Source organism: Micrococcus sp. EYE_212 (assembly GCF_023147585.1).
Lineage (GTDB): Bacteria > Actinomycetota > Actinomycetes > Actinomycetales > Micrococcaceae > Micrococcus.
In genome coordinates this window covers 151,887-176,884 of the sequence record NZ_JAHXOZ010000002.1, presented here as the reverse complement: position 1 = coordinate 176,884, position 24,998 = coordinate 151,887, and the positions used below count along the sequence as shown (strand labels likewise).

Below are 24,998 nucleotides of genomic sequence, written 5' to 3'. Positions count from 1 at the left end.
GGCCCCGGGCCCCGCAGGCACTCCGTAGACTGGACTCGCCTCTCGGGCCCGTGCCGGAGGGAGGCGGTCGCTCGCCGTGACCTTCGCCCCGCTGCCGAATGGGAGACCTCGATGCCCACCTCTGATGCCGGGACGCCCCGCTCCCTGCGCCTGACGGCAGGCCTGGACACCCTGACGGTGAGCGGCCTCGACGAGACCGCCAGCGAGACGCTGTGCCGTGACTGGTCCCGGTGCAGCCCCACCCCGATCCCCACCCCGGCCGCCGCCGACCTCGAACGGGCCGAGGGTCAGGACTGGGACGTCTTCCACGAGTCGATCGTGTACGCGGCCACGTCCGCGGCGATCGGCTCCTGCCGCGGCACCCACCTGATGTTCCACGGCGCCTGCCTCGCCGTCCCGGAGACGGGCGCCGCCGTCGTGCTGGCCGCCGCCTCCGGCACGGGGAAGACCACCGCGACACGACGCCTCGGCCCCCACTTCGCCTACCTCACCGACGAGACGGCCATCGTGGATCCCGCAGACCTGGGGGTGACCCCGTACGCCAAGCCGCTCTCCCTGCTGGGGGACGCCGGCGTGCGTCCGAAGCACCAAGTGGGACCGGACGGACTCGGTCTGGGGCCGACCGTGCCGGGCACGGTGCGGTGTGTGGCCGTGCTGGACCGCGTGCGCGATGCGACGGAGGACGTGCCCGCCCGGGCGGAGCCCCTTCCCCTGCTGGAGGCGCTGCAGCTGCTGGTGCCGCAGACGTCCTCCCTCTCGCAGCTGCCCCGCGGCCTCGTGACGCTGTGCGGCGTCCTGGACCGCGTGGGCGGCGCCCACCGCCTGGTCTACACCGAGGCGGAGGGACTCCGCCCGGTGCTGGAGGAGCTCCTCGACGATGCTCCGGTCCGGCTCGACCGGTCATGGGATCCGCTGGAGGACGACGAGCTGGCTCCTTCGAGCGAGCCGACGTCCCCGACCTCCCCGACGGATGCGGGCGAGCCCAGCACGGACCCCCGGCGCATCCGCCGCCGCGGAGCCGACGACGGCATCCTCACCGCCGACCACACCCTCGTGCTGCTGCACGACACCGAGCTCGTGATGCTCGCAGGGCTCGGACCGGCGATCTGGTTCCTCTTGACGGAGCCCCTCACGCCGGAGGAGATCCTCGACCGGCTGAGCAGCAACGGGCCCGTGCCCCCAGACGCCGCCGACAGAGTGGAGGCAGCGGTGGCCCAGCTCTCCGAGCAAGGACTCCTCCGCGCCGAATGACCCTCTGCCCACAGCGCGCCGCGGGCCGCCACCCCTCGAGGGTGACGGCCCGCCGTCGTGTCCACGGACGGCTCAGTGCCCGCCCCAGTTCGAGGGCGGCCACACCGTGGTGAACACCTTCCCCACGATGTCGTCACGCCGCACGAAGCGGGCGCAGCCGTCGGTCTGCTCCCCCACGGTGCCCCGGCAGGCGATCACGGAGTCGGCGGAGTTCGAGCGGTGGTCGCCCATCACGAGCATGGAGTCCGCGGGGACGGTCACGGGGCCGAAGCACCGCGACGAGACCACGTCGGACTCGCAGTCGAGCCGGCCGGGCACGAACGGCAGGTCCCCGTACACGTACGGCTCGTCCTGGGGCGAGCCGTCCACCACCACCTGGCCGGCCGAGGTGCAGCAGGAGACCGTCTGCCCGGCCTCACCGATGACGCGCTTCACGAGCGCCTGCTCATGGGAGCGGCCGATGCCCGTGAGATCGCCGAATCCACGCACCACGGCCTCGAGCGGGCCGTCCTCGGGCATCTCCTGGGCCCAGTCCTCGTTGGCGTTGAACACCACCACGTCCTGCTGCTCCGCCCTGCCGTCCGGGTAGGCGGTCCGGTTCACCAGCATGCGGTCCCCGATCTCCAGGGTGTTCTCCATCGAGCCCGACGGCACGGAGTAGACCTTCACCCAGAACGCCTGGACCACCGCCACCACGATGATCGCGACGGCCACGTTCAGCAGCACCGCCAGCCATCCGGGCAGGCGGGCGTGCTTCGGCTCAGCGGCGGCCGTGGTACCCGTCATGCTCAGGCGTCGCCGTCGAACAGGCTGGTCACGGAGCCGTCCTCGAACACCTCGCGGATGGCGCGGGCGATCAGCGGGGCGATCGAGAGCACGGTGAGCTTCTCGAAGCGCTTCTCCGGCGGGATCGGCAGGGTGTTGGTCACCACGATCTCGCGGGCCCCGGAGTCGCCGAGGCGCTGCGCGGCCGGGTCCGAGAACACGGCGTGCGTGGCGGCGATGATGACGTCCTTCGCGCCGGCGTCCTTGAGGATGCGCACAGCGCCGGCGATCGTGCCGCCCGTGTCGATCATGTCGTCGATCAGCACGCACACGCGTCCCTCGACGTCGCCCACCACGGTCTTGGACTCGGCCTTGTTCGGCGTGGTGAGGTCGCGGCTCTTGTGCACGAACGCGAGCGGCACGCCACCCAGGCGGTCCGCCCACTGCTCGGCCACGCGCACGCGGCCGGTGTCCGGGGAGACCACGGTGACCTTCTCCCCCTCCACCTGGCCGCGGATGTAGTCCGCGAGCAGCGGGATGGCGAAGAGATGGTCCACCGGGCCGTCGAAGAAGCCCTGGATCTGCGCGGTGTGCAGGTCCACGCTCATGATGCGCGAGGCACCGGCGGTCTTGTAGAGGTCCGCCACCAGGCGGGCCGAGATGGGCTCGCGCCCGCGGCCCTTCTTGTCCTGGCGGGCGTAGGGGTAGAACGGGGAGACCACGTTGATGCGGCGGGCCGAGGCGCGCTTCATGGAGTCCAGCATGATGAGCTGCTCCATGAGGTGGTTGTTCAGCGGCGCCGGGTGGGACTGGATGACGAAGACGTCCTTGCCGCGCACCGACTCGCCCGAGCGGACGTAGATCTCCCCGTTGGCGAAGTCGTACGCGCTCATGGGCAGCAGCTCGGTGCCCAGGGCATCGGCGATCTCCTGCGCGAGCTCGGGGTGTGCCCGCCCCGTGGCCAACACCAGCCGCTTGTCCTCGCTCCGGCTCAGTTCACTCATGACGTCCCTGCTCTCCGTGGCCGCGGATCCGCGGCCACTGCTCGCTGCTTGTGCCTGCCAGGCGCCCCCCGCGCTGATCCTGCCTCCCATCCTAGGCGTGTGCGCCCAGGCCGAGCGCCCGCTCAGGCGCCCGCGCCGCCGCGCTGATCCGCATCGGTCCCCGTTCCGGCGGCCTCGGCGGCCTGCGCCGAGGAGGTGCCGGGCCGGCGGGAGGTGACCCAGCCCTCGATGGTCCGCTGGCTCACCGCGTTCAGGGCCAGCGCTCCGGCGGGCACGTCCTCGCGCACCACGGCGCCGGCGCCGGTGTAGGCGCCGTCGCCCACGGTCACCGGTGCGGTGAACACGGTGTTGGAGCCGGTGCGCACGTGGGCGCCGATCACGGTGCGGTGCTTGTTCACGCCGTCGTAGTTGGCGGTGATGTTGCCGCAGCCGATGTTGGTGTACTCGCCGATCTCCGCGTCCCCCGCGTAGCCGAGGTGGGAGAGCTTGGCGCCGCGGCCCACGGTGACCTTCTTGGTCTCGTAGAACGCGCCGATCTTGCCCTCCTCGCCCAGCACCGTGCCCGGGCGCAGGTAGGTGAACGGGCCCACGGAGGCGTCGTCACCGATCACGGCTTCGGTGGCGTCGGTGCGCTTGACGGTGGCGCGCTCCCCCACGCGGGTGTCGGTGAGCGTGGAGTCCGGTCCGACGACCGCTCCGGTGGCCACCGTGGTGGTGCCGTGGAGCTGCGTGCCGGGCGTGAGGGTGACGTCCGAGGCGAGCGTGACGGTGACGTCGACCCAGGTGGAGGACGGGTCCACGACGGTGACGCCCTCCTTCATCCAGCGGCGCAGCACGCGGTCGTTGAGCTGGCGGCCGAGGTCGGAGAGCTGGCGGCGGTCGTTGGCCCCCTCCACCTCCCACACGTCCTCCGTGCCCACGGAGGCCACGCGGCCGCCCTCGGCGCGAGCCATGCCCAGCACGTCGGTGAGGTACTTCTCGCCCTGCACGTTCTCCGTGGAGAGCAGCGGGAGGGTGCGGCGCAGCAGGGCGGCATCGAAGGCGTAGATGCCGGAGTTGACCTCGGCGATCTCCACGAAGGAGGAGTCGCCGGTGGACGCGGCGTGGGCCAGGGCGTCCTTGTGCTCCATGATGCGCTCCACGAGGCCCTCCGCGTCGCGGACGATGCGCCCGTAGCCGGTGGCGTCCTCGAGGGTGGCGGTGAGCACGGTGACGGCGTTGCCGTCCGCCTCGTGGGTGGCCACGAGGTCCGCGAGGGTCTCCGGGGTGAGCAGCGGGACGTCGCCGTACGTGACCACCACGGTGCCCGCGAGGTCCCCCGGCAGGGCGGCGAGGCCGAGCTCGACGGCCCGGCCGGTGCCCGGCACCTCGTCCTGGTCCGCGATTGCGAGGCCCGTGATGCCCAGGTCCTGCGCGACGCCCTCGATGTGCTCGGCCACGCGGTCCCGCTCGTGGCGCACGACGGCCACGAGGTGCTCCGGCTGCAGCGACTGCGCGGCGGCGAGCGCGTGGCCCACGAGCGAGCGGCCGCCGATGGCGTGCATGATCTTCGGCGTGGCCGACTTCATGCGGGTGCCCTGGCCGGCGGCCAGCACGATCACGGCGGAGGGACGGACGGCAGGCTGCGTCATGCGCGGGGCTCCTGATGCTCGGGGAAGCGGGGCGTGCCGCGCTCCCGGTCAGGGTGCGGGCGTTCCGCCCCTAGGATTCGAACCTAGACTGCACGGCTCCAAAGGCCGGCGTGCTGCCATTACACCAGGGCGGAGCGTCACGGCCCACGCCGGGCGCGACGACGGCTCATTCTTCCACAGGCTCAGTAGGCGCCCTCGGCGGCCACCACCGCACGGGCGGTGCGGGCGAGGATCACCATGTCCCCCAGGATGGACCAGTTCTCCACGTAGTACAGGTCCAGGCGCACGGCGTCCTCCCACGAGAGGTCCGAGCGCCCGGAGACCTGCCACAGGCCCGTGATGCCGGGCTGCACCAGGAAGCGGCGGTGCACGTGCTCCTCGTACTGCTCCACCTCGTGCGCCAGGTGCGGCCGGGGACCCACGAGGGACATGTCCCCCTTCACCACGTTCACCAGCTGGGGCAGCTCGTCGATGCTCGTGCGCCGGATGAGCTTGCCCACCTTCGTGATGCGCGGATCCTCCTTCATCTTGAACAGCACGTTGCCCTCGCCGGAATCGGACTCCAGCTGCGCCTTGACCTCCTCCGCGTCCGCCACCATGGAACGGAACTTGAGCATGGTGAACGGGACGCCCCCCAGGCCGATGCGCTCCTGACGGAAGAGGACGGGGCCGCCGTCGGTGGCCTTCACGGCGATGGCGACGGCCAGCAGCAGCGGGGAGATGACGACGAGGCCCAGGCACGCGGCCACCAGGTCGAAGGCCCGCTTGGTGAATGCCTTGCCCGGCGCCAGGCGAGGGGTGGAGAGGTGGATCAGCGGCAGGCCGGCCAGCGGCTGCGTGTGCAGCCGGGGCCCGGCCACGTCCAGCAGGGCCGGGGCCATGATGAGGGAGACCCCGCGCTCCTGCAGCCCCCAGCCCAGCTGCCGGACGTCGCTCGGCACGAAGGGGTGGCCCGAGGTGATCACCACCGCGTCGATCTCCAGGGCCTCCACCTGGGCGACCACCTCGGCCACGCCCTCCACGTCCGTGCGGACGGGAACGGGCAGCCATCCGGCCGCGCGCGGCTTGTAGCCGGGCAGCAGCGCGGCCACGGGCGCGTAGCCGGCACCGGCCTCCGAGTCGAGCGCGTCGAACACGTGCTGGACGGCCCGCGGGCCGCCCACCAGCAGCAGGCGACGGCGGAACGCGCCCGTCTGGCGCCGGCGGGCCACCCAGCCGCGCACCACGAACCTGCCGATCAGCAGGAGCAGGACGCCCAGGGGAAGGGCGAGGGCGATGTAGCCGCGGGCCACCTCGAGCCCGGCCGCGAAGGCCACGATGGCCACCACGCCGAAGAGGTGGAGCGTGGCGCGCAGGACCCGTTTGTACTCCTCCGCGCCGACGCTGAGGATGCGGATGTCCCGGGCGCCCTCCACCCCCAGCGTGAGCACCCACAGGACGCTCAGGACCACGTTGATGATCCCGTAGTTCACGGCGTCCAGGCCGGGGATCGGCTCGAGACCGGCGGCGCCGAAGCGCAGTTCGGCGGAGAGGAACGTGGCCAGCACCACGGCCAGCACGTCCACGAGGAGCACGAGTCGCGGCAGCCCCTGCTCCCACGGGGCACCGAGGACGCGGCGTCGGACCGTGGCGCCGGCCGACAGCCCCGAGGGGGCCGGCGACGCTGCGTTGGTGTCAGGCACCTGTCTCGACTCCTCACTCCGTGTTTCACCGTATGACGCAGGTTCCTGAAGAATCATAGACGGAGCGTTCCCCTCCGCACAGCGGATCCTGTGCTGCAGTGGTGCAGCACCCGCCCGGATCAGCCCTCGAGTTCTGCGGCGGCCAGCCACTCCTCCTCGAGGACCTCGAGCTGAGCATCCACGTCGCGCACCTCGGCGGAGACGGCGGACAGCCCGTCGAACTCCTGGGCCTGGCCGAGTTCGGCCATGCGGGCGTCCAGCCGGGCGCGCTTCTCGCGCAGCCGGTCCATCTGCCGCTCGATCCGGGCCATGTCCTTGCGCGCCTGGCGGCGCTCCGCCTCGGAGCCGCCGGAGGCGGCAGCCGACCTCGGGTTTCCCATCCCTGCGCACGTGCCGACGGCGTTGTTCCGCCCCCGCGACGGCGCGCCGGAGCCCGCCGGGGCCGCGGCGCCGTCCTCCATGGCGGCGCGCAGCTCGAGGTACTGCTCCACGCCGCCGGGCAGGCCGCGCACCTTCCCGTCCCCCAGCAGGGCGATCTGGTGGTCGGTGACGCGCTCGAGGAGGTAGCGGTCGTGCGAGACGACGACGAGCGTGCCGGGCCAGCCGTCCAGGACGTCCTCCACGGCGGCCAGGGTGTCCGTGTCCAGGTCGTTGGTGGGCTCGTCCAGCATGAGGACGTTGGGCTCCCCCACGAGCAGGCGCAGCAGCTGCAGACGGCGCCGCTCGCCGCCGGAGAGCTCGTCCACGCGGGTCCACTGACGGGTGGGACCGAACCCGAGCTGCTCCAGCAGCTGCCCCGCGGAGACGTCCTTGCCGCCCACCTGGAATGTGGTCCCCTCGCGTGCCATCACCTCGGCCACGCGCAGGTGGGAGACCTCGTCCAGCTCCTTCACGTCCTGCGTGAGAGTGGCGGTGACCACGGTCTTGCCGCGCTTGATCTTCCCGGAGTCCGGGGCCAGCCTGCCGTCGAGGAGGCGCAGGAGCGTGGACTTGCCCGCGCCGTTGACGCCCACGATCCCGAGGCGCTCGCCGGGGGCGAGGCGCAGGGTGACGTCCTCGAGGATCCGCTTGTCCCCCAGGGTCAGGCTCACGTCCTCGAGGTCCAGCACGTCCTTGCCCAGGCGTGCCGTGGCGGTCTTGGCGAGGGAGACGGAGTCCCGCGGCTCCGGCATGTCCGCGATGATCGCGTTGGCGGCCTCGATGCGGAACTTGGGCTTGGCGGTGCGGGCCGGGGCGCCGCGGCGCAGCCAGGCCAGCTCCTTCTTCATGAGCTGCTGGCGCTTCTGCTCCACCACGGCGCTCTGGCGGGCGCGCTCCGCGCGCGCGAGCACCCAGGCCGCGTAGCCGCCGTCGAAGGGGTCCACGGTGGCGTCGTGGACCTCCCACGTGCGCGTGCACACGGCGTCGAGGAACCAGCGGTCGTGGGTCACGATCACGAGGCCGCCGTCGGTGGGCCGCCAGCGGGAGTTCAGGTGCTGGGCGAGCCAGGCCACGCCCTCCACGTCGAGGTGGTTGGTGGGCTCGTCGAGGAAGACCACGTCGTCGTCCCCGGCGAGGAGCCGAGCGAGCGCGACGCGGCGGCGCTGGCCGCCGGAGAGGCCCTCGACCCTCTGCTCGAGGTCCAGGCCCGTGAGGAGGCCGCCGAGGACGTCCCGGATCGTGGGGTCCGAGGCCCACACGTGGTCGTCCACGTCCCCGACGACAGCGTGGCGCACCGTGTCCTCCGGGTCCAGGCGGTCCTGCTGGTCCAGCACGCCCACGCGCACCCCTCCACGCCGGGTGACGCGCCCCGAGTCCGGCGTCTGCAGGCCGGCGAGGATGCGCAGGAGGGTGGACTTGCCGTCGCCGTTGCGGCCCACCAGGCCGATGCGGTCGCCCTCGTCCACCCCCAGGGAGAGCCCCTCGAGGATGGTGCGGGTGCCGAAGGCGATGCCGATGTTCTCGGCGCCGAGCAGGTGGGCCATGGGGTGGAGGTCCTTCCGGAAGGAGGCGGGGAGAGGCGGGTGCGGGGGGCGAGAGCAGAGGCGCGCGGAGCGTCAGAGCACGTGGGACCCGGGAACGGGGCCGCGCACGGGCAGGGCGTCCACGCCGGTGCGCTCCTGGATGGCCGTGGCCAGGCGCAGGGCGTCCTGCTCCGTGTGCGTCACGAAGAGCAGGGTGGGCCCGGAGCCGGAGACCATGCCGCCCAGGGCCCCCTCGTCCAGGCCCAGGTCGAGCATGTCCGAGAGGTCCGGGAACAGGGCGACCGCCGGGGTCTGGAGGTCGTTGTCCATCGCGGTGGCGAGGTCGAGCGGGTCCGCGGCGGTGAGCGCGCGCAGCACGTCCTGGTTGACCTCCGGTGCCCCGGCGGCATCCGTCAGGACGCCGTCCCGGCGCAGCTCGTCCAGGGTGCGGAACACCACGGGAGTGGAGAGTCCGGCGTCGGCCGGCACGAGCACGAGGTGCACGGGGCGGCGCGCTGCCACGGGGGTGAGGTCCGCCCCGGTGCCCAGCCCGACGGCGGCGCCGCCCATGACGGCGAACGGCACGTCCGCGCCGAGGGGGGCCGCGATCTCGGCGAGCTGGCTGCGGGTCAGGCCCGTCTCCCACAGGGCGGCGCACGCGAGGAGTGCGGCGGCCGCGTCCGCGGAGCCGCCGCCCATGCCTCCGGCCACGGGCACCTGCTTGGCGACCTCGAGGTCCACGCCGTGGGTGTCCGCCTCCAGGCCGAGGGTCTCCCGGAGGTGGACGGCCGCCCGATGGGCGAGGTTGCGCTCGTCCCACGGCACGTCCGCGGTGTCGACGAGGCTCACCTGGCGCTGCGACGGGGCGACCGTGATCCGGGCGTCCGGGCGGACGATGGCCGTGACGGTCTCCCGCAGGCTGACGGCGAGGTACACGGTGGCCACCGGGTGGTAGCCGTCGAGGCCGGGCGGGCCGACCCGCAGGGACAGGTTGACCTTGCCGGGGGCGGTGGCCGTGACGTGGCGGGCGGTGGGGTCCTGGCTCACGGGCGGGCCTCCCCTGCCGCAGGGCGGTGCCGCGCGATGCGCGCGAAGGCGGCGATGTCCAGCTGCTCGCCCCGCGCGCGGGGGTCCACGCCGGCGGCGCGGAGCGCCTCCTCCGCGAGCGCCGGCGTGCCGGCCCAGCTCGCGAGGGCGGCCCGCAGGGTCTTGCGGCGCTGGGAGAACGCGGCGTCCACCGCGGCGAACACGTCCTGGCGGTCGACGTCCGAGACCGGGGGCTCGCGGCGTGTGAAGGCGACGAGGCCGGAGTGGATGCGCGGGGCGGGCCAGAACACCTGCGTGCCGATCACGCCGGCCTTGCGGACGTCCGCGTACCAGGCGGCCTTGGCGGAGGGGACGCCGTAGACCCGGGAGCCGGGCGGGGCGGCGAGGCGGTCCGCGACCTCGTCCTGCACCATCACGAGTCCGTGACGCAGTCCTGGCAGGACCGCGAGCGCGTGCAGCAGCACGGGCACGGCGACGTTGTACGGGAGGTTGGCCACGAGGGCCGTGGGGCCCGTGCCGGCGGCCGCGGGCCGGACCGCGTCCAGCTCGTGCGCGGAGAGGGTCATGGCGTCCGCGTGCAGCACCGCGAGGGCGTCCGCCGCCTCCGGCCGGTAGTCGGCCACCGTGCGGGGCAGCCGCGCGGCGGTCACCGGGTCGATCTCCACCGCGGTGACCGCGGACGCGGCGTCCAGCAGGCCCAGCGTGAGGGAGCCGAGACCGGGCCCGATCTCCAGCACGTGCTCCTCCGGGCCGACTCCGGCCGCCTGCACGATGCGCCGGATGGTGTTGGGATCGATCACGAAGTTCTGGCCCCACTGCTTGGTGGGGCGCAGGTCCAGCTCCGCGGCGATGCGCCGCACGTCCGCTGCGCTGAGGAGCGGGGCCGGCGCGGGTGCCTCGGGGTGCTGGGTCATGCGTGGGAGTCTATCGGCGGAGCGGGACGCGATAGGGGCGGGCGCCTCCGGATCACGTGGACAGGTCGCCGAGCTCGACGAGCTCGCGGAACTCCGGGCTGGTCTCCTGGAGTCCCTGGAAGGTCCCCTGGCCGGCGATGCGGCCCTGGTCCATGAGGACGATCTGATCGCAGTGCTTCACGGTGGAGAGCCGGTGGGCCACCACCAGCACGGTGATCCTCCCGCTGAGAGCCTGGATCACGTCCGTCACGCGGCGCTCCGTGAGGTTGTCGAGCGCCGACGTCGCCTCGTCCAGCACGAGGAGCCGCGGGCGCCGGTACAGCGCGCGGGCGATGCCGAGGCGCTGGCGCTGGCCGCCGGAGACGCCGACGGCGCCCTCGCCGATGACGGTGTCCAGGCCGTCGGGCAAGGCGTCCAGCCACTCGCCGAGCTGGGCGTCGCGGAGGACGCGCTCCACCTCGGAGCGGTCCACGGTCTCGGCGGCCTCGGTGTCCAGCAGGACGTTGTGCAGCACGGTGCCGTTGACCACGGTGACGGACTGCGGGACGAACCCCACGTTGTCCCACCAGCCGCGCGGGTTCGCCTCGAGCTTCTGCCCGTCCACGTACACGCCGCCGGCCTGCGCGTGGTGGAAGCCGATCAGCAGGTCGATGAGCGTGGTCTTGCCGGCGCCGCTGCCGCCCACGAAGGCGTAGGAGGAGCCGAACGGGATGGTGAGGTCGATGTCCTTCAGGACCGGCTCGTCCTTGCCGGGGTAGGTGAAACTCGCGTCCCGTACCTCCAAGGAGCGCGTGAAGTCGATGTGCTCGTACGCGCGGTCTGCCGAGGCGAGCACGGGCTGGGCGTCCTTGAGTTCCGACACTGTGCGCTCGAAGGCCGGCCAGGACGTCCGGATCTCGTTGCTCGTGGCCATGATGGCCGCCATCGAGGGGAGCACGCGGAAGCCCGCCATGGCGAGGAGCGCGAGGGAGCCGAAGGCCTCCTCGCCTCGCCCGGAGAGGAACGCGAAGGCCACCAGTCCGGCGATGGCGGCCACGAAGGCCACCTCGAGCACGTACCGGGGCATCATCGTGAGGATCAACTTGAGCCGGGTGGCGGCCGCGCCCGCGGTGCGGGCGTTGCGGTACTGGTTCATGAAGGCCGAGTCGTTGCCCCGGATCTTCACGTCCTTGTAGTTCTCCAGGCCCTGCAGCGCGGCGGTGTTCGCGGCCTCGCCCGTGGTCACCAGCATCCAGCCGAGCCTGCTGGCAGGGCGGCGGATGAACTGCTTGAGCGCGAAGGTGACCAGCAGGAAGTAGACCGCCATTCCCAGCGCCGTCAGCGGCATGGACACGCCCAGCACCACCGCAACGGCCACGAGGGTGACCGCCTCGGTCAGCAGGGTGACGGCGCCGTTGATCACCCCGGTGTACGCCATGGTGGATGTACCGGTGACATTGTTCACCAGCGTGCCCACCGTGCGGGTCAGATGCAGGCCGTAGTCGGCGCGCAGGTAGTACCGGAGGAGCTTGGACGAGGTTTCGATCAGGTTCCGGTTGGTGAACCCCATGGTCCACCAGCGGAAGGCCAGGACGAGCACGGCCTTGAGGAGGAACGCCACCACGATGATCCCGGAAAACGCGAGGGCCTGCCTGCCCACCGTGGTCGCGCCCCAGCTCGCCAGCAGGCCCTCGAGGACGGGGACGCCGGTCTTCCCGGAGGTCAGGAGGTTCACGAGCGGCAGGATGGAAGCCAGCGCCGCCATCTCCAGGAGCGCGACGACGATGGAGCCGAGCACGACGAACACCAGGCGGATGCGCATGCCCCGGTCGACGAGGTACTGCGTCCCGTCCGGGAGTCGCCTCTTCAGGAATCGGGTCAGCACGCGATCCATCGTAGGCGGAGTACCTGGATCAGCACTCGCCGTAGACCCGAGTGGTGTTGACCATCACGGCCCGTCCCAGGTCGGCCACGTCCTCGCCCCGCGTTTCCGCCATGCCCCGCAGGGTCAGTGGGATCAGGTAGGGCGCGTTGGGTCGGCCGCGGTGCGGGTGCGGGGTGAGGAAGGGAGCGTCGGTCTCCACCAGCAGCAGCTCCGCAGGTGCCAGACGCAGCGCATCGCGCAGTGCGTCGTTGGCCTTGAACGTGACGGGCCCGGCGAAGCTCATGTGCCACCCGTGCTCGATGCACGTCTGCGCCAGTTCGGGTCCCCCGGAGAAGTAGTGGAACACGACGTGGGGCGGCAGGCCGCCGTCGGCCTCCTCCTCGAGCAGGATCCGGACGACGTCGTCGTGCGCGTCCCGGTCGTGGATCTGCAGCGCCTTGCCGAGGGCGCGGGCCAGGCGGATGTGCCAGCGGAAGGCCTCGTGCTGAGCGGCCTGGCCCGCTTCGTCCTGCGTGCGGAAGTAGTCGAGTCCCGTCTCCCCCACCGCGCGCACCCGGGGGTGCCGTGCGAGCTCTTCGATCACCGCGAGCGCCGCGTCCAGGTCGCCGCGCTCGGCGTGCCGGGCGGCGTCGTTCGGGTGGATGGCCACGGCACCCAGCAGCCGCGGCTCGGCCTCGATCGCCTCCACCGTGAAGCGGGCCGACTCGACGTCGCACCCCACCTGCACCGCACCGACCACACCGACAGCCTCCGAGGCGTCCATGGCCTGATGCACGTCCACGCGGACCAGGCCGTCCCGGAAGTCCAGATGCGTGTGGTTGTCCACCACGGCCACCGGCAACGGCTCCGGGGCGGGCGGGTACTCGAGACGGCGCCGGCGTCCCGACTTCTCCTCCCGCGCGTCGCGGCGGGGTCCGGTCCCTGCGTCGTCCGCTGCCACGGAGTCCGAGATCGAGGGCGGCCGATAGGCCACCGGAACGCCGGCCTCGTGATCCGCGTTGTCGGAGTGCGGGGCAGTCGATCGGGGGGCATGCGGGTCGGTCATGCCCACCACTGTAGGTTCACGGCCGTGACGGCACGGCTCAGAGGTCGGACGTCAACGAGCCGACCGGCGCCGGCCGCGGACGCACCGGGGCCCCCGCTGCGGCGCGATCGCTCCACTTGCGGTGCAGCAGTGAGAAGTCTCCCTCGACGTCGTTCCGATGCTCCGTGAAGAAGCGGTTCCACGGGGGACGGGAGTGGTACGCGGGGAACGGCGCCGTGACGAACACGAGCGTGCCGCTGGCCCGAGAGAAGAAGTCCCGGTGGTCGACCATGCGGAGGTCCTCGTCCCACCCCACCTTCCGGAGGGACGCCGTGCGCGCCAGGTACACCTGCGGGGCCTTGGCCACCACGGGCAGCCCGGAGAAGATCCGCCGGGTGCTGCGCACGAAGCGGGCCATGACGGCCGGTCGCTCGAACGTCTTGACGCAGACGGTGACGTCGGAGGCGAGGTCGGCGGTGTCCCGGCCCCGGCAGCGCCAGGCGTCGAGGGCAGTCACGGCCGGCACCGCCGCGGCGAGCGCGGCACGGCGGGCGAGGTTCTTCACGGCTTCCCCCCTCGGAGGATAGCCCGGCGGCCGTGAACGGCACGGCGGCCCGCCGCCCCGTGCATTCCGGGGGCGGCGGGCCGCGTCATGCGCTCGGCGAGAGGTCAGTCGGCGTTGACCGCGCCGTCCTGCGGAGCGGCCGGGGCCGGCGCGTCCGCGTAGGGGTCGGCGATGCCGATGTACTGCACCGTGGTGTACTCCTCGATGCCCTCGGCGCCGCCCTCGCGGCCGAGGCCGGACTGCTTCATGCCGCCGAACGGGGCCGCCGGGTTGGAGATGACGCCCACGTTGTAGCCCATGAGGCCGAACTCGATCTGTTCGGCCACGCGGTACATGCGGGTGTAGTCGCGGGTGAACAGGTAGGAGGCCAGGCCGTACTCGGTGTCGTTGGCCATCTCGATGGCCTCCTGCTCAGTGGAGAAGGTGACGATCGGGGCCACGGGGCCGAAGATCTCCTGCTTCAGGATCGGGTTGCCCTTCTGGACCTTCAGCGCGGTGGGCGCGTAGAAGTAGCCGTCGCCCTCGATCTTCTGCCCGCCGGTGAGCACCTCGGCACCGGCCTCGACGGCCTCGCTGACGAGCGCGTGGATGTCCTCGCGGGCGTCCTCGGAGATGATCGGGCCGAGCGTGGACTCCGGATCGGTGCCGCGCAGGGGCTTGAGGGCCTCCAGCTTGGCGACGAACTTCTGCGTGAACTCCTCGGCGACGTCCTCGTGCACGAGGAAGCGGTTGGCCGCGGTGCAGGCCTCGCCCATGTTGCGCATCTTGGCTGCGAAGGCGCCCTCGACGGCGGCGTCGACGTCCGCGTCCTCGAAGACGATGAGCGGGGCGTTGCCGCCGAGCTCCATGGAGGTGCGCAGCACGTTGTCCGCGGCGTCCTTCATCAGGCGCACGCCCACCGGGGTGGAGCCGGTGAAGGACACCTTGCGCAGGCGCGGGTCCTGCATGATCGGGCCGGAGATGGCCGAAGCGGAGGAGCCGGAGACCACGTTGAGGACGCCCTTGGGCAGGCCGGCCTCCAGCATCACCTGGGCGAAGAGCTGGGTGGTGAGCGGGGTCAGCTTGGCGGCCTTGAGCACCATGGTGCAGCCGGCGGCGACGGCGGGGCCGACCTTGCGCGTGGCCATGGCCAGCGGGAAGTTCCAGGGGGTGATGAGCAGGCACGGGCCGACCGGCTTGTGGTGCACCTGCATCTTCAGGGTGCCCTCCGGCATGGTGAGGGTGCGCCCGTAGTGGCGGACGGCCTCCTCGGAGAACCAGCGGAGGAACCCGTTGCCGTAGACGACCTCACCGCGGGCCTCGGCCAGCGGCTTGCCCATCTCGAGGGTCATGAGCAGCGCGAAGTCCTCGGCGCGCTCGTTGATCATGTCGTAGGCGCGGCGGAGGATGTCCGCGCGCTCGCGGGCCGGGGTGCGGGCCCAGTCGGCCTGCGCGGCGCACGCGGCGTCGAAGGCGGCCATGGCGTCGTCGGAGTTCGCGTCCTGCAGGCTCGCGATGACCTTGCCGGTGGCCGGATCCTTCACGTCGAAGGTCTTGCCGGAGGAGGCGTCACGCCACTCGCCGTCGATCAGCAGGCCCGTGGGGACGGACTCCAGGAGGGCCTTCTCCTGCTCGGGGGTCACGGTCATGGGTGCACCTCTTTCAACTCGGTCGCGGGGGCCGAACGGCATCCCGCACACGCGCAGGTCAACCGCCTGGTGACCCGTCCTATTCCGACGCGCGCGGCACGCGGCGCCCACCTGGGATCCTAGCCAGCGCGCGCCGCCAGCACCGCCTGGTAGAGATCCCGGCTGCGCAGCCCGTGCGCCCCGGCGACGGCGGCCACGGCCTCCTTGAGGCGGGTGCCCGAGGCCACCAGCACGCCGACCTCGGCGACGGCGTCCACCTCGCTGACCTCCTCGGCTCCTTCCGTGGCCGACGCGGGTCCCACCACGAGCACGATCTCCCCCCGGATCCCACCCTCGCTCGCCTCGCGCTCCCGCGCCCAGGCGAGGACCTCCTGCGCGGGGCCGCGCACGACCTCCTCGTGCAGCTTGGTCAGCTCCCTTGCCACGCACACCGGCCGCTGCGGTCCCAGCGTCTCGGCCAGCAAGGCGAGTGCCCCCGCGATCCGCTGCGGCGACTCGAAGTACACCACCGTCCGCGCCTCGCCCCGGATCTCCTCGAAGCGACGGCGCCGGTCGCCGTCCTTGCGGGGCAGGAAGCCGTCGAAGGCGAAGCGGTCCGTGGGCATGCCGGACAGGGCAAGCGCCGTGGTGACCGCACTCGGCCCGGGCGCGCACGTCACGGGGATCCCCTCGGCGACCGCGGCGGCAACCAGCCGGTAGCCCGGGTCGGACACCGTGGGCATGCCGGCATCGGACACCATGACCACGGTCGCGCCGGCGCGCACCTGCTCCAGCAGCCCCCGCGCGGAGGCCTCCTCGTTGTGCTCGTGGTGCGCCATGAGGCGGCCGACGGGGGTCACGCCGAGTCCCTGGCACAGCCGCCGGGCCGTGCGCGTGTCCTCGGCGGCGATGACGTCGGCCTCGGCGAGCAGGTCCCGCAGGCGCTGGGAGGCGTCGCCGAGGTTGCCGATGGGGGTGGCGGCGAGGACGAGGCGGCCGGCGGAGGAGCCCGCCGCGGAGCCAGGGGGAAGGGGTGCCATGTGTCAAGATCGTAGGGGCATCTCCCCGCCCCATTCAGCCGTCGGAAGGCCCCGGACCATGAATGACCTCCCGCGCATCTGCATCACCTCCGGCGGGGATGAGATCCGCCTGCGCTCCTACCTGAACCACGCGATCTACGCCCGCGAACACGGCATGGATTTCCGCCTGGAGACGGGCATCGACCCGGAGATCCGCTCGAAGTTCGACTACAAGGTCTCCATCCTGCGCCGCCTGCTGCCGATGTACGACTGGCTCGTCTGGCTTGACGACGACGCCTTCGTCACGGACTTCGCGGCCACGAACATCCAGGACCTCATCGCAGACGCGGAGCGGGACGGGATCAGCCTGGTGATCGCCGAGGGCCCTCTCGAGCCCAATGGGTTCTGGTCCCGCATCAACACGGGCGTCATGCTCATCCGCAACGACGAGGTCGGGCGGGCGATCGTGGAGGAGACGGCCACGGCGGACCTCACCGAGGTGCGGGCCTGGTGGGATGACAACCGCGACGGGCTCTTCACGAACGGAGACCAGGACCAGATGTGGTGGGTCATCCGCACCCGCGGTCACGAGCATTCCGTCCGCATCGTCGGGCACCGCGAGCTCAACTCGCGAGGCCATTACTACGAGACGTCCCTGGCCGATTCGTTCGTCATGCACTTCACGGGATACCCGGACAAGGAGCTGGGCATCGCCCGGTTCGCCGAGCGCTGGGGCGTGGGTCAGGAACTGGTGCCGGAGGCGTTGCTGGACAAGTACCACGTGAGGGTCCGCAGCCCGTTCGGCGGCTGGCAGCGGACGTGGCGGGAGCGGAAGGGCGACGCCGTCGGCGCGGTGAAGTACCGCCTTCGTCCGCACAAGGAGCAGATCCTGCGGGCGGCGTCCCATCTGCCAGCCCCGGTGCGCAAGCGCCTCCCCATCGTCTTGACCTGAGTCGAGGCGTCAGCCTCGGCCCCCGCCCCGCCGCACCGCCCCCGTAGCATGGGCGCGTGCCCGCCTCCGCCCTCGCCTCGCGCCCGTCGTCCGGCCCTGCCGTCCCTCGGGGGGCGCATGCCGCCCGTCGCGCGCCGTTCTCCGCGCCCGCCCTCCGCGAGCGCCTGGGCGTCCCCGACGCGGCGCTGACCCGCTGGCACTGGATCGTGCCGCTGCTGGTCACGGCGCTGGCCGCCGTCGTCCGCTTCACCAACCTGGGCTTCCCGGACCAGCTGATCTTCGACGAGACCTACTACCCCAAGGACGCCTACTCCCTCCTGGAGTCCGGCTACGAGCGCCGCTGGGAGGAGGACGTGAACGACGCCTTCGCCCGCGGCGAGGCCGAGCCGCTCCCCGACCCCGCCTACGTGGTCCACCCGCCGCTGGGCAAGTGGCTGATCGGCCTGGGCATGCTGGCTTTCGGCGCGGACAACGGCGTGGGATGGCGGTTCAGCGCGGCGGTGGCGGGCACGCTCTCCGTGCTGATCACCACGCTGATCGCCCAGCACCTGTTCCGCTCCGTCGCCCTCGGCGCCGTCGCCGGGCTGCTGCTCGCCACCGAGGGCCACCACCTGGTGATGTCCCGCATCGGCCTGCTGGACATGTTCCTCTCCTTCTTCGTGATCGCCGCCTTCGCGGCACTCCTGGCGGACCGCGTGCACGGGCGGCGGCAGCTGGCCGCGCGCATCGCCCGCGACGTCGGGCGCGGCCACCCCGACCCCCTCGCCACCGGCCCGTGGCTGGGCTGGCGGCCCTGGCGCCTGCTGGCCGGGCTGCTGCTGGGCGCGGGCTGCGCCGTGAAGCTCTCCGGGCTGGCCTTCATGGCCGTGTTCGGCCTGCTCACGGTGCTGTGGGACATGGAGGCCCGCCGGACCGCAGGCATCCGCCAGTGGATCAGCGCGGCCGTGCGCCGGGACGGATTCCTGGCGTTCGCGTCCGTCGTGGGCGGCGGCGCGCTGACGTACCTGGCCTCGTGGACCGGCTGGTTCGTGACCGACGGCGGCTACCACCGGCACTGGGCGGAGGAGAACCCGGCGCAGGGGCCGGCGGCGCTGGTGCCCGGACCGCTGCGCTCGCTGGTGCACTACCACCTCGAGTCCACGGCGTTCCACGAGAGCCTGACGAGCCCCCACGACTACGGCGCCAGCCCGTACACATGGCCCTTCATGGGGCGCCCCGTCAGCTACTACTACGAGGGCGGCAAGCCCGGGGAGGACGGCTGTCCCGCGAGCGCCGCCGCGGACTGCGCGGCGGCCATCACGGACATCGCCAACCCGTTCGTGTGGTGGACCGGCCTGGCGGCCGTGCTCGTCTGCCTGGCCGTGCTCGTCCGGTACCGCGACTGGCGTGCCGGCGCCCTCCTGGGCGCCTACGTGGCCGGGCAGATCGTGTGGTTCCTGTGGCCCGAGCGCACCATGTTCTTCTTCTACTCGATCGCCTACGAGCCCTTCCTCATCCTGATGATCGTGCTCGTCCTCTCCCTGTTGCTGCGCCCCGGCCATCGGCCCGGCCCGCGCTGGGGCGGGGCGATCGTCGCCGCGTACGTGGCGCTCGCCGTCGCCGTGTCCCTGTTCTTCCTGCCCGTGTGGATCGGCGAGACCATCCCCTACCCGCAGTGGCGCTGGCGCATGTGGTTCAGCAGCTGGATCTGAGCGACCCCGGCCTGACATAGCCTGCCCTGACGTGGGTACATGGAACTGACGGCGACCACCGGTATGGCTACCCTCGGGGGGTGACCACTTCCAGCCCGCTCACCGAGTCCGCCACCGACCTCGTGGCGATGCCTCCCGCGGAGAGCAACCTCACCGACCTCATCCTCGCCTCCTGCGCCGAGGATCCGACGGCGCCCGTCTACGCCCTGCGCAACGGCGCCGGCGGCTGGACGGACGTGCGCTTCGGCGCCTTTCTGGACCGCGTCCGGGCCGTCGCGCGGGGACTGATCGCCCGCGGCGTGGCCCCCGGCGACCGGGTCGCGATCTTCGCCCCCACGAGCTACGAGTGGGCTGTCCTCGACCAGGCGGTGTGGTTCGCCGGCGCGGTCTCCGTGCCGATCTACGAGACCTCCTCCGAGAGCCAGGTCCGCCACATCCTCGCCGACTCCGGGACCCGCGTCCTGGCCCACGCCGATGACACGCTCGGCGACCTCGCGCGCGCCGCGGCGGACTCGGCCGGCGTCGAGCTGGACCTGTTCCCCCTGACCGAGGCGGGCCTGGCCGCCCTCGAAGAGGACGGCGCCGCCGTCGCCCCCGAGGAGCTCGAGGCCGCCCGCGCGCGCCCGTCCCTCGCCGACCCCGCCTCGATCGTCTACACCTCCGGCACCACGGGCTCGCCCAAGGGCGCGATCATCACCCATGGGAACTTCGCGGCGGCCGCGATCAACGAGCTGCACTTCGCGCGCGACGTCGTCCAGTGGGGGCCGGGCCTCCACTCCCGAACCCTGATGTTCCTGCCGCTCGCGCACGTGCTGGCCCACGCCGTGCAGGTCATCTGCCTCTACGCGCGGATCCAGGTGGCGCACGCCCCCTCCCCCGCCACGCTCATGCAGGACCTGCCCTCCTACCGCCCGACCTGGCTGCTCGCCGTGCCGCGCGTGTTCGAGAAGCTCGAGGCCGGCGTCGCGGCCAATGCCGAGCGCGCCGGGACTGGACGGATCTACGCCGCCGCGAAGCAGACGGCCATCGCGTTCTCCGAGGCCGAGGAGGCCCGCGCGTACGACGGCGGCCCCGGCCCCTCCCGCGCGCTGCGCGCCCGCCACGCCCTCTTCGACCGCCTGGTCTACCGCAAGATCCGTCAGGCGCTGGGCGGCGAGGTCGTCTCCTGCGTCTCAGGCGCCTCCGCGCTCTCCTCCGAGCTGGTGCACTTCTTCCGTGGCGTCGGCGTGCCGATCGTGGAGGGCTACGGCCTCACCGAGACGACGGCGCCCGCCACCGTGAACATCCCCGCCGCCATGCGCGTGGGCACCGTGGGCCTCCCCGTGCCCGGCGTGACCGTGCGCATCGCCGAGGACGGGGAGATCCTGCTCTCCGGCCCGGTGGTGTTCGGCGGCTACCACGAGCAGCCCGAGGCCAGCGCCGCGGTCATGGAGGACGGCTTCTTCCGCACCGGCGACCTCGGCTCCCTCGACGAGCACGGCTTCCTGCGGATCACCGGCCGCAAGAAGGACATCATCGTCACCGCGGGCGGCAAGAACGTCTACCCGGCGCCCATGGAGGAGAAGCTGCGCGAGCACCGGCTCGTGGGGCACGTCGTGGTGGTCGGCGACGACCGCCCCTTCGTCGGCGCCCTCCTGACGCTGGACCCGGACGAGCTCAAGCGCTGGAGCATGGACCGCGAGCTCGACCTCACCCTGGAGGAGGCCGCGACGCACCCCGCCGTCCTGGCGGCGATCCAGGAGCAGGTGGACGCCGTCAACGCGGGCGTCTCCCGCGCCGAGTCCATCCGCCGCTTCCTCATCCTGGACCACGAGCTGACCGAGGCCTCCGGCCACATGACGCAGTCCCAGAAGCTCAAGCGCTCCCAGGTGCTCGCCGACTACGCCGCGGACATCGAGGCGCTCTACCGCCGATGAGACGCGGCGCGGCCGTGCCTCCGGAATAACCTCCGGCGGCGGCCGGTTGGCGCGGAGGACCATCTCCCCGAGCGATCGGAACCACCGTGCCCTCCCTGTTCGACCCCCTGGACGTCGGCGCCCTGCGCCTGGACAACCGCATCGTCATGGCCCCCCTGACCCGCCAGAGGGCGGGCGAGGACGGCGTCCCCACCGAGCTGCACGCCGAGCACTACGCCCAGCGCGCCACCGCCGGGCTGCTCGTCACCGAGGGCGCCTTCCCCTCCTTCCGCAGCCGGGCGTTCCCCGGCCAGACCGGCCTCGCCGACGACGCCCAGACCGAGGGGTGGCGTGCCGTGGCGCAGGCCGTCCATGAGGCCGGCGGACACGTGTTCGTCCAGGTCATGCACGGCGGGCGCATGTGCCATCCGGACCTGCTGCGCGGCGCGGAGCCGGAGGCCCCCAGCGCCATCGCCCCCGGGGTGCCGGTGCGCGGGTTCAGCGGCAAGACGGAGGGGCCGGTGCCCCGCGCCCTGGACACGGAGGAGCTGCCCCGCGTGGTGGCCGAGTTCGTCGACGCCGCCCGCCGGGCCGTCGAGGCCGGGCTGGACGGCGTGGAGGTGCACGGCGCCAACGGGTACCTGCTCCACGAGTTCCTGGCACCCTCCAGCAACACCCGCGACGACGCCTACGGCGGCTCCCCCGAGAACCGGGCGCGCCTCACGGTGGAGGTGGTGCGCGCCGTCGCCCAGGCCATCGGCGCCGAGCGCACCGCCCTGCGCATCTCCCCCGAGCACAACGTGCAGGGCACCATCGAGGAGGACCGCGCGGACGTCCTGGCCACCTACGACGCTCTCCTGGCCGGCCTCGCCGACCTGGACCTGGCCTACCTCTCCGTCCTCCACCAGGACGTGGCCGGTGACCTCGCGGCGCACCTGCGCGAGTCCTTCTCCGGACCCCTGGTGCTCAACAGCGGCTTCGGCGCGGTCACGGGCCTGGAGGAGGCCCGCCGGATCGTGGAGGACGGCCTGGCCGACGCGGTGGCCGTGGGCCGCGAGCTGATCGCCAACCCGGACCTGGCGCGCCGCTGGCGCGAGGGGCTGCCCCTCAACGAGCCGGACCCGACGACGTTCTACACGGGCGGGGCGCACGGCTACACGGACTACCCGTTCGTGGACGGGTCCCCGTCCTCCTGAGACCCGCACACCCGCCGGACGCACCGCGCCCCGCCTCCCATCACAGGGGGGCGGGGCGCGTTCGTGCGGGGGCCTCAGCGGCCCGTCACCGCAGCTGCGCGTCCTCCTCGCGGGCCCAGCGCAGGCGCGTGGACTCGAAGGCACTGCGCTGGTCCGCGGTGCGCTCGCGACGGCGGCGCGTCGGCCAGGTGAAGACGAGCGTGAGCAGGGCGGTCAGCAGGCTGAGGAGGCCCACCGCGACGGCGGCGTCGATCCAGAACTGGCTCGGGTACAGGCGGATCAGCGCGTCCTGCACGGAGAACGTCCAGGTGCCGTCCGCGAAGAACAGCGAGTGGAAGCCCGCGAAGAACGAGGACCAGCCGATGACGGCCAGGACGGCCAGCACGATGAGGGCCACGATGAACCAGGCCGCCGCGGCGAAGAGCGCGCGGCGCACGCCGCCCGGGCTGTTCCGCAGCAGGTGCACGATCAGCAGGACGCACAGCACGGTCAGGGCCACGAGGGCCACGGTGGCCCAGAGCATCACGGTCTTGACGTCCGCCATGTGGGCGATCTCCGGATCCGTGAACAGCGGCGCCCCCTCGTGCGTCAGGCTCGAGAGGTAGCGCGTGCCCGCCAGATTGCCCAGGTAGTCCAGGCCCGCGGATCCGTAGTGCATGCGGTCGTCCATGGTGAAGCCGAAGCGGTCCGCCGGGAAGCCGGGCCGGTGGTACTCGAGCCACAGGAACGCCGGGCTCGCCACGAGCTTCACGGCGGTCAGCAGCAGCCAGAGCGGCGCCAGGATGGCCAGCAGCGTCTGCGCGACGCGCGGGCCGCCCTTGGGCAGCCGCGCCCGCTCCTCGGGGCTCGGCCCCTCGGCCACGGCGCCCGCCGGGCGGCCGCCCGCCGCCGGCGCGCCCGCAGCGCCCGGCCACGCCTGGGCGGCCGCGGCGGGGGCCACGGCCTCCATGGGCGCGGTGCGGCGCGCCGGCTCCTCGACGTGCAGGGGCGTGGTGCTGGCCACCGGCCGCGAGGCCACGATGTCCTCGGCCGGGGCCGCCGCCGAGGACCCCGCTGCCCCGGACGGGGCGTCGGCGCCGCGCAGGCGGGCCAGCTCGTCCGGGTCCAGGGCGGTGGTGTGCTGGTCGCCTCCGTCCGCGCCCGTGCGCGGCAGCGCCTGGGTGCGGTCGGTCTGCGGCTCATCCTCCGCGAAGGCGCCGTAGTCCAGGCCGGACTCGAACTCTCCGGAGTCGGCACTGCCGGACCCGGAGCGCTCCTCGCGCCCGCGGCCCGCCGGGAATGAACTCATGGGTGTCTCCTTGATCGGTCCTGCGGTGGGCACCCCGGAGGCTCCGCGGCGCGAGGGGGTCAGTAGCGGTAGTGGTCGGACTTGTACGGGCCGGCCACGTCCACGCCGAGGTACTCGGCCTGGGACTTGGTCAGCTCCGAGAGCCCGACGCCAAGGGCGTCCAGGTGCAGGCGCGCCACCTTCTCGTCGAGGATCTTCGGCAGGGTGTAGACCTGCTTCTCGTAGTGCTGACCGGTGAGGGCGCCGGTGCCGGTGGAGCCGCCGAACAGCTCGATCTGCGCCATCACCTGGTTGGTGAAGGACGCGGACATCACGAAGGACGGGTGGCCGGTGGCGTTGCCGAGGTTCAGCAGGCGGCCCTCGGAGAGGACGATGATCGAGCGCTCGGCGTCCGTGCCGGCCTCGAACGTCCACTCGTGGACCTGCGGCTTGATCTCGGTCTTCACCACGCCCGGCACGCGGCCCAGGCCGGCCATGTCGATCTCATTGTCGAAGTGGCCGACGTTGCCCACGATGGCCTTGTCCTTCATGCGCAGCATGTCCTCGGCCATGATGATGTCCTTGCCGCCCGTGGTGGTGACGAAGATGTCGCCGAGGCCCACGACGTCGTCGAGGGTGGCCACCTGGTAGCCGTCCATCGCGGCCTGGAGCGCGCAGATCGGGTCGATCTCCGTGACGATCACGCGGGCCCCCTGGCCGCGCAGCGCCTCCGCGGCGCCCTTGCCGACGTCGCCGTAGCCGCACACCACGGCCACCTTGCCGCCGATCAGCACGTCCGTGGCGCGCATGATGCCGTCCGGCAGCGAGTGGCGGATGCCGTACTTGTTGTCGAACTTGGACTTCGTGACCGAGTCGTTCACGTTGATGGCCGGGAAGAGGAGCGTGCCCTCCTGCGCCAGCTGGTAGAGGCGCAGCACGCCCGTGGTGGTCTCCTCGGAGACGCCGCGCAGGGTCTCCGCGGTGCGGGTCCACTGCTGGGGGTCCTCCTCGAGGGAGCGGCGCAGGGTCTCGAGGACGATGCGGTACTCCTCCGGGTCGTCCTCCGTGGCGGACGGCACGGCGCCGGCGGCCTCGAACTCCACGCCCTTGTGCACGAGCAGGGTGGCGTCGCCGCCGTCGTCCAGGATCATGTTGGGACCCTTCTCCGGGTCCTCGGCGGCGCCGGGCCACGTGAGGATCTGGGAGGCGGTCCACCAGTAGTCCGTCAGGGACTCGTTCTTCCACGCGAACACGGGCACGCCCGCGGGCTCCTCCGGGGTGCCGGAGCCCACCACGACGGCGGCCGCGGCCTCGTCCTGCGTGGAGAAGATGTTGCAGGAGGCCCAGCGGACCTCGGCGCCGAGCGCGGTGAGGGTCTCGATCAGCACGGCGGTCTGCACGGTCATGTGCAGCGAGCCGGCGATGCGCGCGCCGGCGAGCGGCTGGGACTGTGCATACTCCTCGCGCAGGGACATCAGGCCCGGCATCTCGTGCTCGGCGAGGCGGATCTGGTGGCGGCCGGCCTCGGCCAGGCCCAGGTCGCGGACCGTGAAGTCGAACGTGGCGCCGGGGACGGTGGCGCGGTTGGCGTAGGCCGGGTCGACGTCGGGGGTGCGGGGCACGGCGGGGCTGGCGGGGGTCTCAGTCATGCGGTCAGCCTACCGACGTGGGCGCCCCCGCG

The 24,998-nt window shown here is 72.6% G+C and carries 19 protein-coding genes and 1 tRNA gene; 5 read left to right on the top strand and 15 right to left on the bottom strand.

From position 1 onward, the window contains the following. Positions 1-111 precede the first annotated feature (111 nt). Entirely contained in the window at positions 112-1,251 is a 1,140-nt protein-coding gene (locus KZX60_RS02595) for a PqqD family protein (protein ID WP_248115462.1), read from the top strand. Between the two features lie 72 nt (positions 1,252-1,323). Here the strand turns inward: KZX60_RS02595 and lepB are convergent, their stop codons facing one another. The 13 genes from lepB to rsmI form a co-directional block, all read right to left on the bottom strand. Beyond that, a complete protein-coding gene (gene lepB, locus KZX60_RS02590; RefSeq protein ID WP_248115461.1) occupies positions 1,324-2,037 on the bottom strand; it encodes a signal peptidase I in 714 nt (237 codons plus the stop codon). A gap of 2 nt (positions 2,038-2,039) precedes the next feature. Continuing rightward, entirely contained in the window at positions 2,040-3,020 is a 981-nt protein-coding gene (locus KZX60_RS02585; protein ID WP_248115460.1) for a ribose-phosphate diphosphokinase, read from the bottom strand. A 122-nt stretch (positions 3,021-3,142) separates the two neighbouring features. Further along, entirely contained in the window at positions 3,143-4,651 is a 1,509-nt protein-coding gene (gene glmU / locus KZX60_RS02580; RefSeq protein WP_248115459.1) for a bifunctional UDP-N-acetylglucosamine diphosphorylase/glucosamine-1-phosphate N-acetyltransferase GlmU, read from the bottom strand. Positions 4,652-4,713: 62 nt separating this feature from the next. Continuing rightward, a tRNA-Gln gene (locus tag KZX60_RS02575) sits at positions 4,714-4,785 on the bottom strand. Positions 4,786-4,833: 48 nt separating this feature from the next. Next, the gene (locus KZX60_RS02570; RefSeq protein ID WP_248115458.1) at positions 4,834-6,333 is read right to left on the bottom strand and encodes a sugar transferase; all 1,500 of its coding nucleotides are present in this window, start codon (positions 6,331-6,333) and stop codon (positions 4,834-4,836) included. A 119-nt stretch (positions 6,334-6,452) separates the two neighbouring features. After that, the gene (locus KZX60_RS02565) at positions 6,453-8,297 is read right to left on the bottom strand and encodes an ABC-F family ATP-binding cassette domain-containing protein (protein ID WP_248115457.1); all 1,845 of its coding nucleotides are present in this window, start codon (positions 8,295-8,297) and stop codon (positions 6,453-6,455) included. Positions 8,298-8,369: 72 nt separating this feature from the next. After that, complete coding sequence (locus tag KZX60_RS02560) at positions 8,370-9,323, bottom strand: 4-(cytidine 5'-diphospho)-2-C-methyl-D-erythritol kinase (RefSeq protein ID WP_248115456.1); 954 nt, start codon at positions 9,321-9,323, stop codon at positions 8,370-8,372. Beyond that, entirely contained in the window at positions 9,320-10,237 is a 918-nt protein-coding gene (rsmA, locus tag KZX60_RS02555) for a 16S rRNA (adenine(1518)-N(6)/adenine(1519)-N(6))-dimethyltransferase RsmA (protein WP_248115455.1), read from the bottom strand. The genes KZX60_RS02560 and rsmA overlap by 4 nt, the downstream gene beginning before the upstream one ends. A gap of 52 nt (positions 10,238-10,289) precedes the next feature. Then, a complete protein-coding gene (locus KZX60_RS02550) occupies positions 10,290-12,110 on the bottom strand; it encodes an ABC transporter ATP-binding protein (RefSeq protein WP_248115454.1) in 1,821 nt (606 codons plus the stop codon). A 19-nt stretch (positions 12,111-12,129) separates the two neighbouring features. After that, positions 12,130-13,146 carry a TatD family hydrolase gene (locus KZX60_RS02545; RefSeq protein WP_248115453.1) on the bottom strand — a complete coding sequence of 339 codons (1,017 nt, stop codon included), beginning with the start codon at positions 13,144-13,146 and terminating at the stop codon, positions 12,130-12,132. A 37-nt stretch (positions 13,147-13,183) separates the two neighbouring features. Next, positions 13,184-13,690 carry a hypothetical protein gene (locus tag KZX60_RS02540; protein WP_248115452.1) on the bottom strand — a complete coding sequence of 169 codons (507 nt, stop codon included), beginning with the start codon at positions 13,688-13,690 and terminating at the stop codon, positions 13,184-13,186. A gap of 104 nt (positions 13,691-13,794) precedes the next feature. Further along, positions 13,795-15,318: an NAD-dependent succinate-semialdehyde dehydrogenase gene (locus tag KZX60_RS02535; RefSeq protein ID WP_248115451.1), complete on the bottom strand. Its 1,524-nt coding sequence runs from the start codon at positions 15,316-15,318 to the stop codon at positions 13,795-13,797. A 119-nt stretch (positions 15,319-15,437) separates the two neighbouring features. Continuing rightward, positions 15,438-16,337 carry a 16S rRNA (cytidine(1402)-2'-O)-methyltransferase gene (gene rsmI, locus KZX60_RS02530; protein ID WP_248115450.1) on the bottom strand — a complete coding sequence of 300 codons (900 nt, stop codon included), beginning with the start codon at positions 16,335-16,337 and terminating at the stop codon, positions 15,438-15,440. Between the two features lie 58 nt (positions 16,338-16,395). Between rsmI and KZX60_RS02525 the strand changes: the two genes are divergently transcribed. From KZX60_RS02525 to KZX60_RS02510, 4 genes are all read left to right on the top strand, one after another. Beyond that, on the top strand, positions 16,396-17,268 hold the full coding sequence (locus KZX60_RS02525) for a hypothetical protein (protein WP_248115449.1): 873 nt from the start codon (positions 16,396-16,398) through the stop codon (positions 17,266-17,268). A 56-nt stretch (positions 17,269-17,324) separates the two neighbouring features. Continuing rightward, a complete protein-coding gene (locus tag KZX60_RS02520; protein ID WP_248115448.1) occupies positions 17,325-18,959 on the top strand; it encodes a phospholipid carrier-dependent glycosyltransferase in 1,635 nt (544 codons plus the stop codon). Positions 18,960-19,039: 80 nt separating this feature from the next. Continuing rightward, positions 19,040-20,875 (top strand): long-chain fatty acid--CoA ligase, encoded by a 1,836-nt coding sequence (locus KZX60_RS02515; RefSeq protein WP_248115447.1) that lies wholly within the window; start codon positions 19,040-19,042, stop codon positions 20,873-20,875. 86 nt (positions 20,876-20,961) lie between these two features. Next, on the top strand, positions 20,962-22,050 hold the full coding sequence (locus KZX60_RS02510; protein WP_248115446.1) for an alkene reductase: 1,089 nt from the start codon (positions 20,962-20,964) through the stop codon (positions 22,048-22,050). Positions 22,051-22,135: 85 nt separating this feature from the next. On the opposite strand, the gene KZX60_RS02505 is transcribed toward KZX60_RS02510, so the two are convergent. Next, complete coding sequence (locus KZX60_RS02505) at positions 22,136-23,338, bottom strand: TIGR01906 family membrane protein (protein WP_248115445.1); 1,203 nt, start codon at positions 23,336-23,338, stop codon at positions 22,136-22,138. A gap of 59 nt (positions 23,339-23,397) precedes the next feature. Further along, positions 23,398-24,966, bottom strand: a complete 1,569-nt coding sequence (ahcY, locus tag KZX60_RS02500; RefSeq protein ID WP_248115444.1) for an adenosylhomocysteinase — start codon at positions 24,964-24,966, stop codon at positions 23,398-23,400. Positions 24,967-24,998 lie beyond the last annotated feature (32 nt).

Bases quoted from the DNA above. Each gene is read 5' to 3' on its own strand.
- KZX60_RS02595 (WP_248115462.1), top strand. From the start codon at position 112: ATGCCCACCTCTGATGCCGGGACGCCCCGCTCCCTGCGCCTGACGGCA.
- lepB (WP_248115461.1), bottom strand. From the start codon at position 2,037: ATGACGGGTACCACGGCCGCCGCTGAGCCGAAGCACGCCCGCCTGCCC.
- KZX60_RS02585 (WP_248115460.1), bottom strand. From the start codon at position 3,020: ATGAGTGAACTGAGCCGGAGCGAGGACAAGCGGCTGGTGTTGGCCACG.
- glmU (WP_248115459.1), bottom strand. From the start codon at position 4,651: ATGACGCAGCCTGCCGTCCGTCCCTCCGCCGTGATCGTGCTGGCCGCC.
- KZX60_RS02565 (WP_248115457.1), bottom strand. From the start codon at position 8,297: ATGGCCCACCTGCTCGGCGCCGAGAACATCGGCATCGCCTTCGGCACC.
- rsmA (WP_248115455.1), bottom strand. From the start codon at position 10,237: ATGACCCAGCACCCCGAGGCACCCGCGCCGGCCCCGCTCCTCAGCGCA.
- KZX60_RS02550 (WP_248115454.1), bottom strand. From the start codon at position 12,110: ATGGATCGCGTGCTGACCCGATTCCTGAAGAGGCGACTCCCGGACGGG.
- KZX60_RS02545 (WP_248115453.1), bottom strand. From the start codon at position 13,146: ATGACCGACCCGCATGCCCCCCGATCGACTGCCCCGCACTCCGACAAC.
- KZX60_RS02535 (WP_248115451.1), bottom strand. From the start codon at position 15,318: ATGACCGTGACCCCCGAGCAGGAGAAGGCCCTCCTGGAGTCCGTCCCC.
- rsmI (WP_248115450.1), bottom strand. From the start codon at position 16,337: ATGGCACCCCTTCCCCCTGGCTCCGCGGCGGGCTCCTCCGCCGGCCGC.
- KZX60_RS02525 (WP_248115449.1), top strand. From the start codon at position 16,396: ATGAATGACCTCCCGCGCATCTGCATCACCTCCGGCGGGGATGAGATC.
- KZX60_RS02505 (WP_248115445.1), bottom strand. From the start codon at position 23,338: ATGAGTTCATTCCCGGCGGGCCGCGGGCGCGAGGAGCGCTCCGGGTCC.
- ahcY (WP_248115444.1), bottom strand. From the start codon at position 24,966: ATGACTGAGACCCCCGCCAGCCCCGCCGTGCCCCGCACCCCCGACGTC.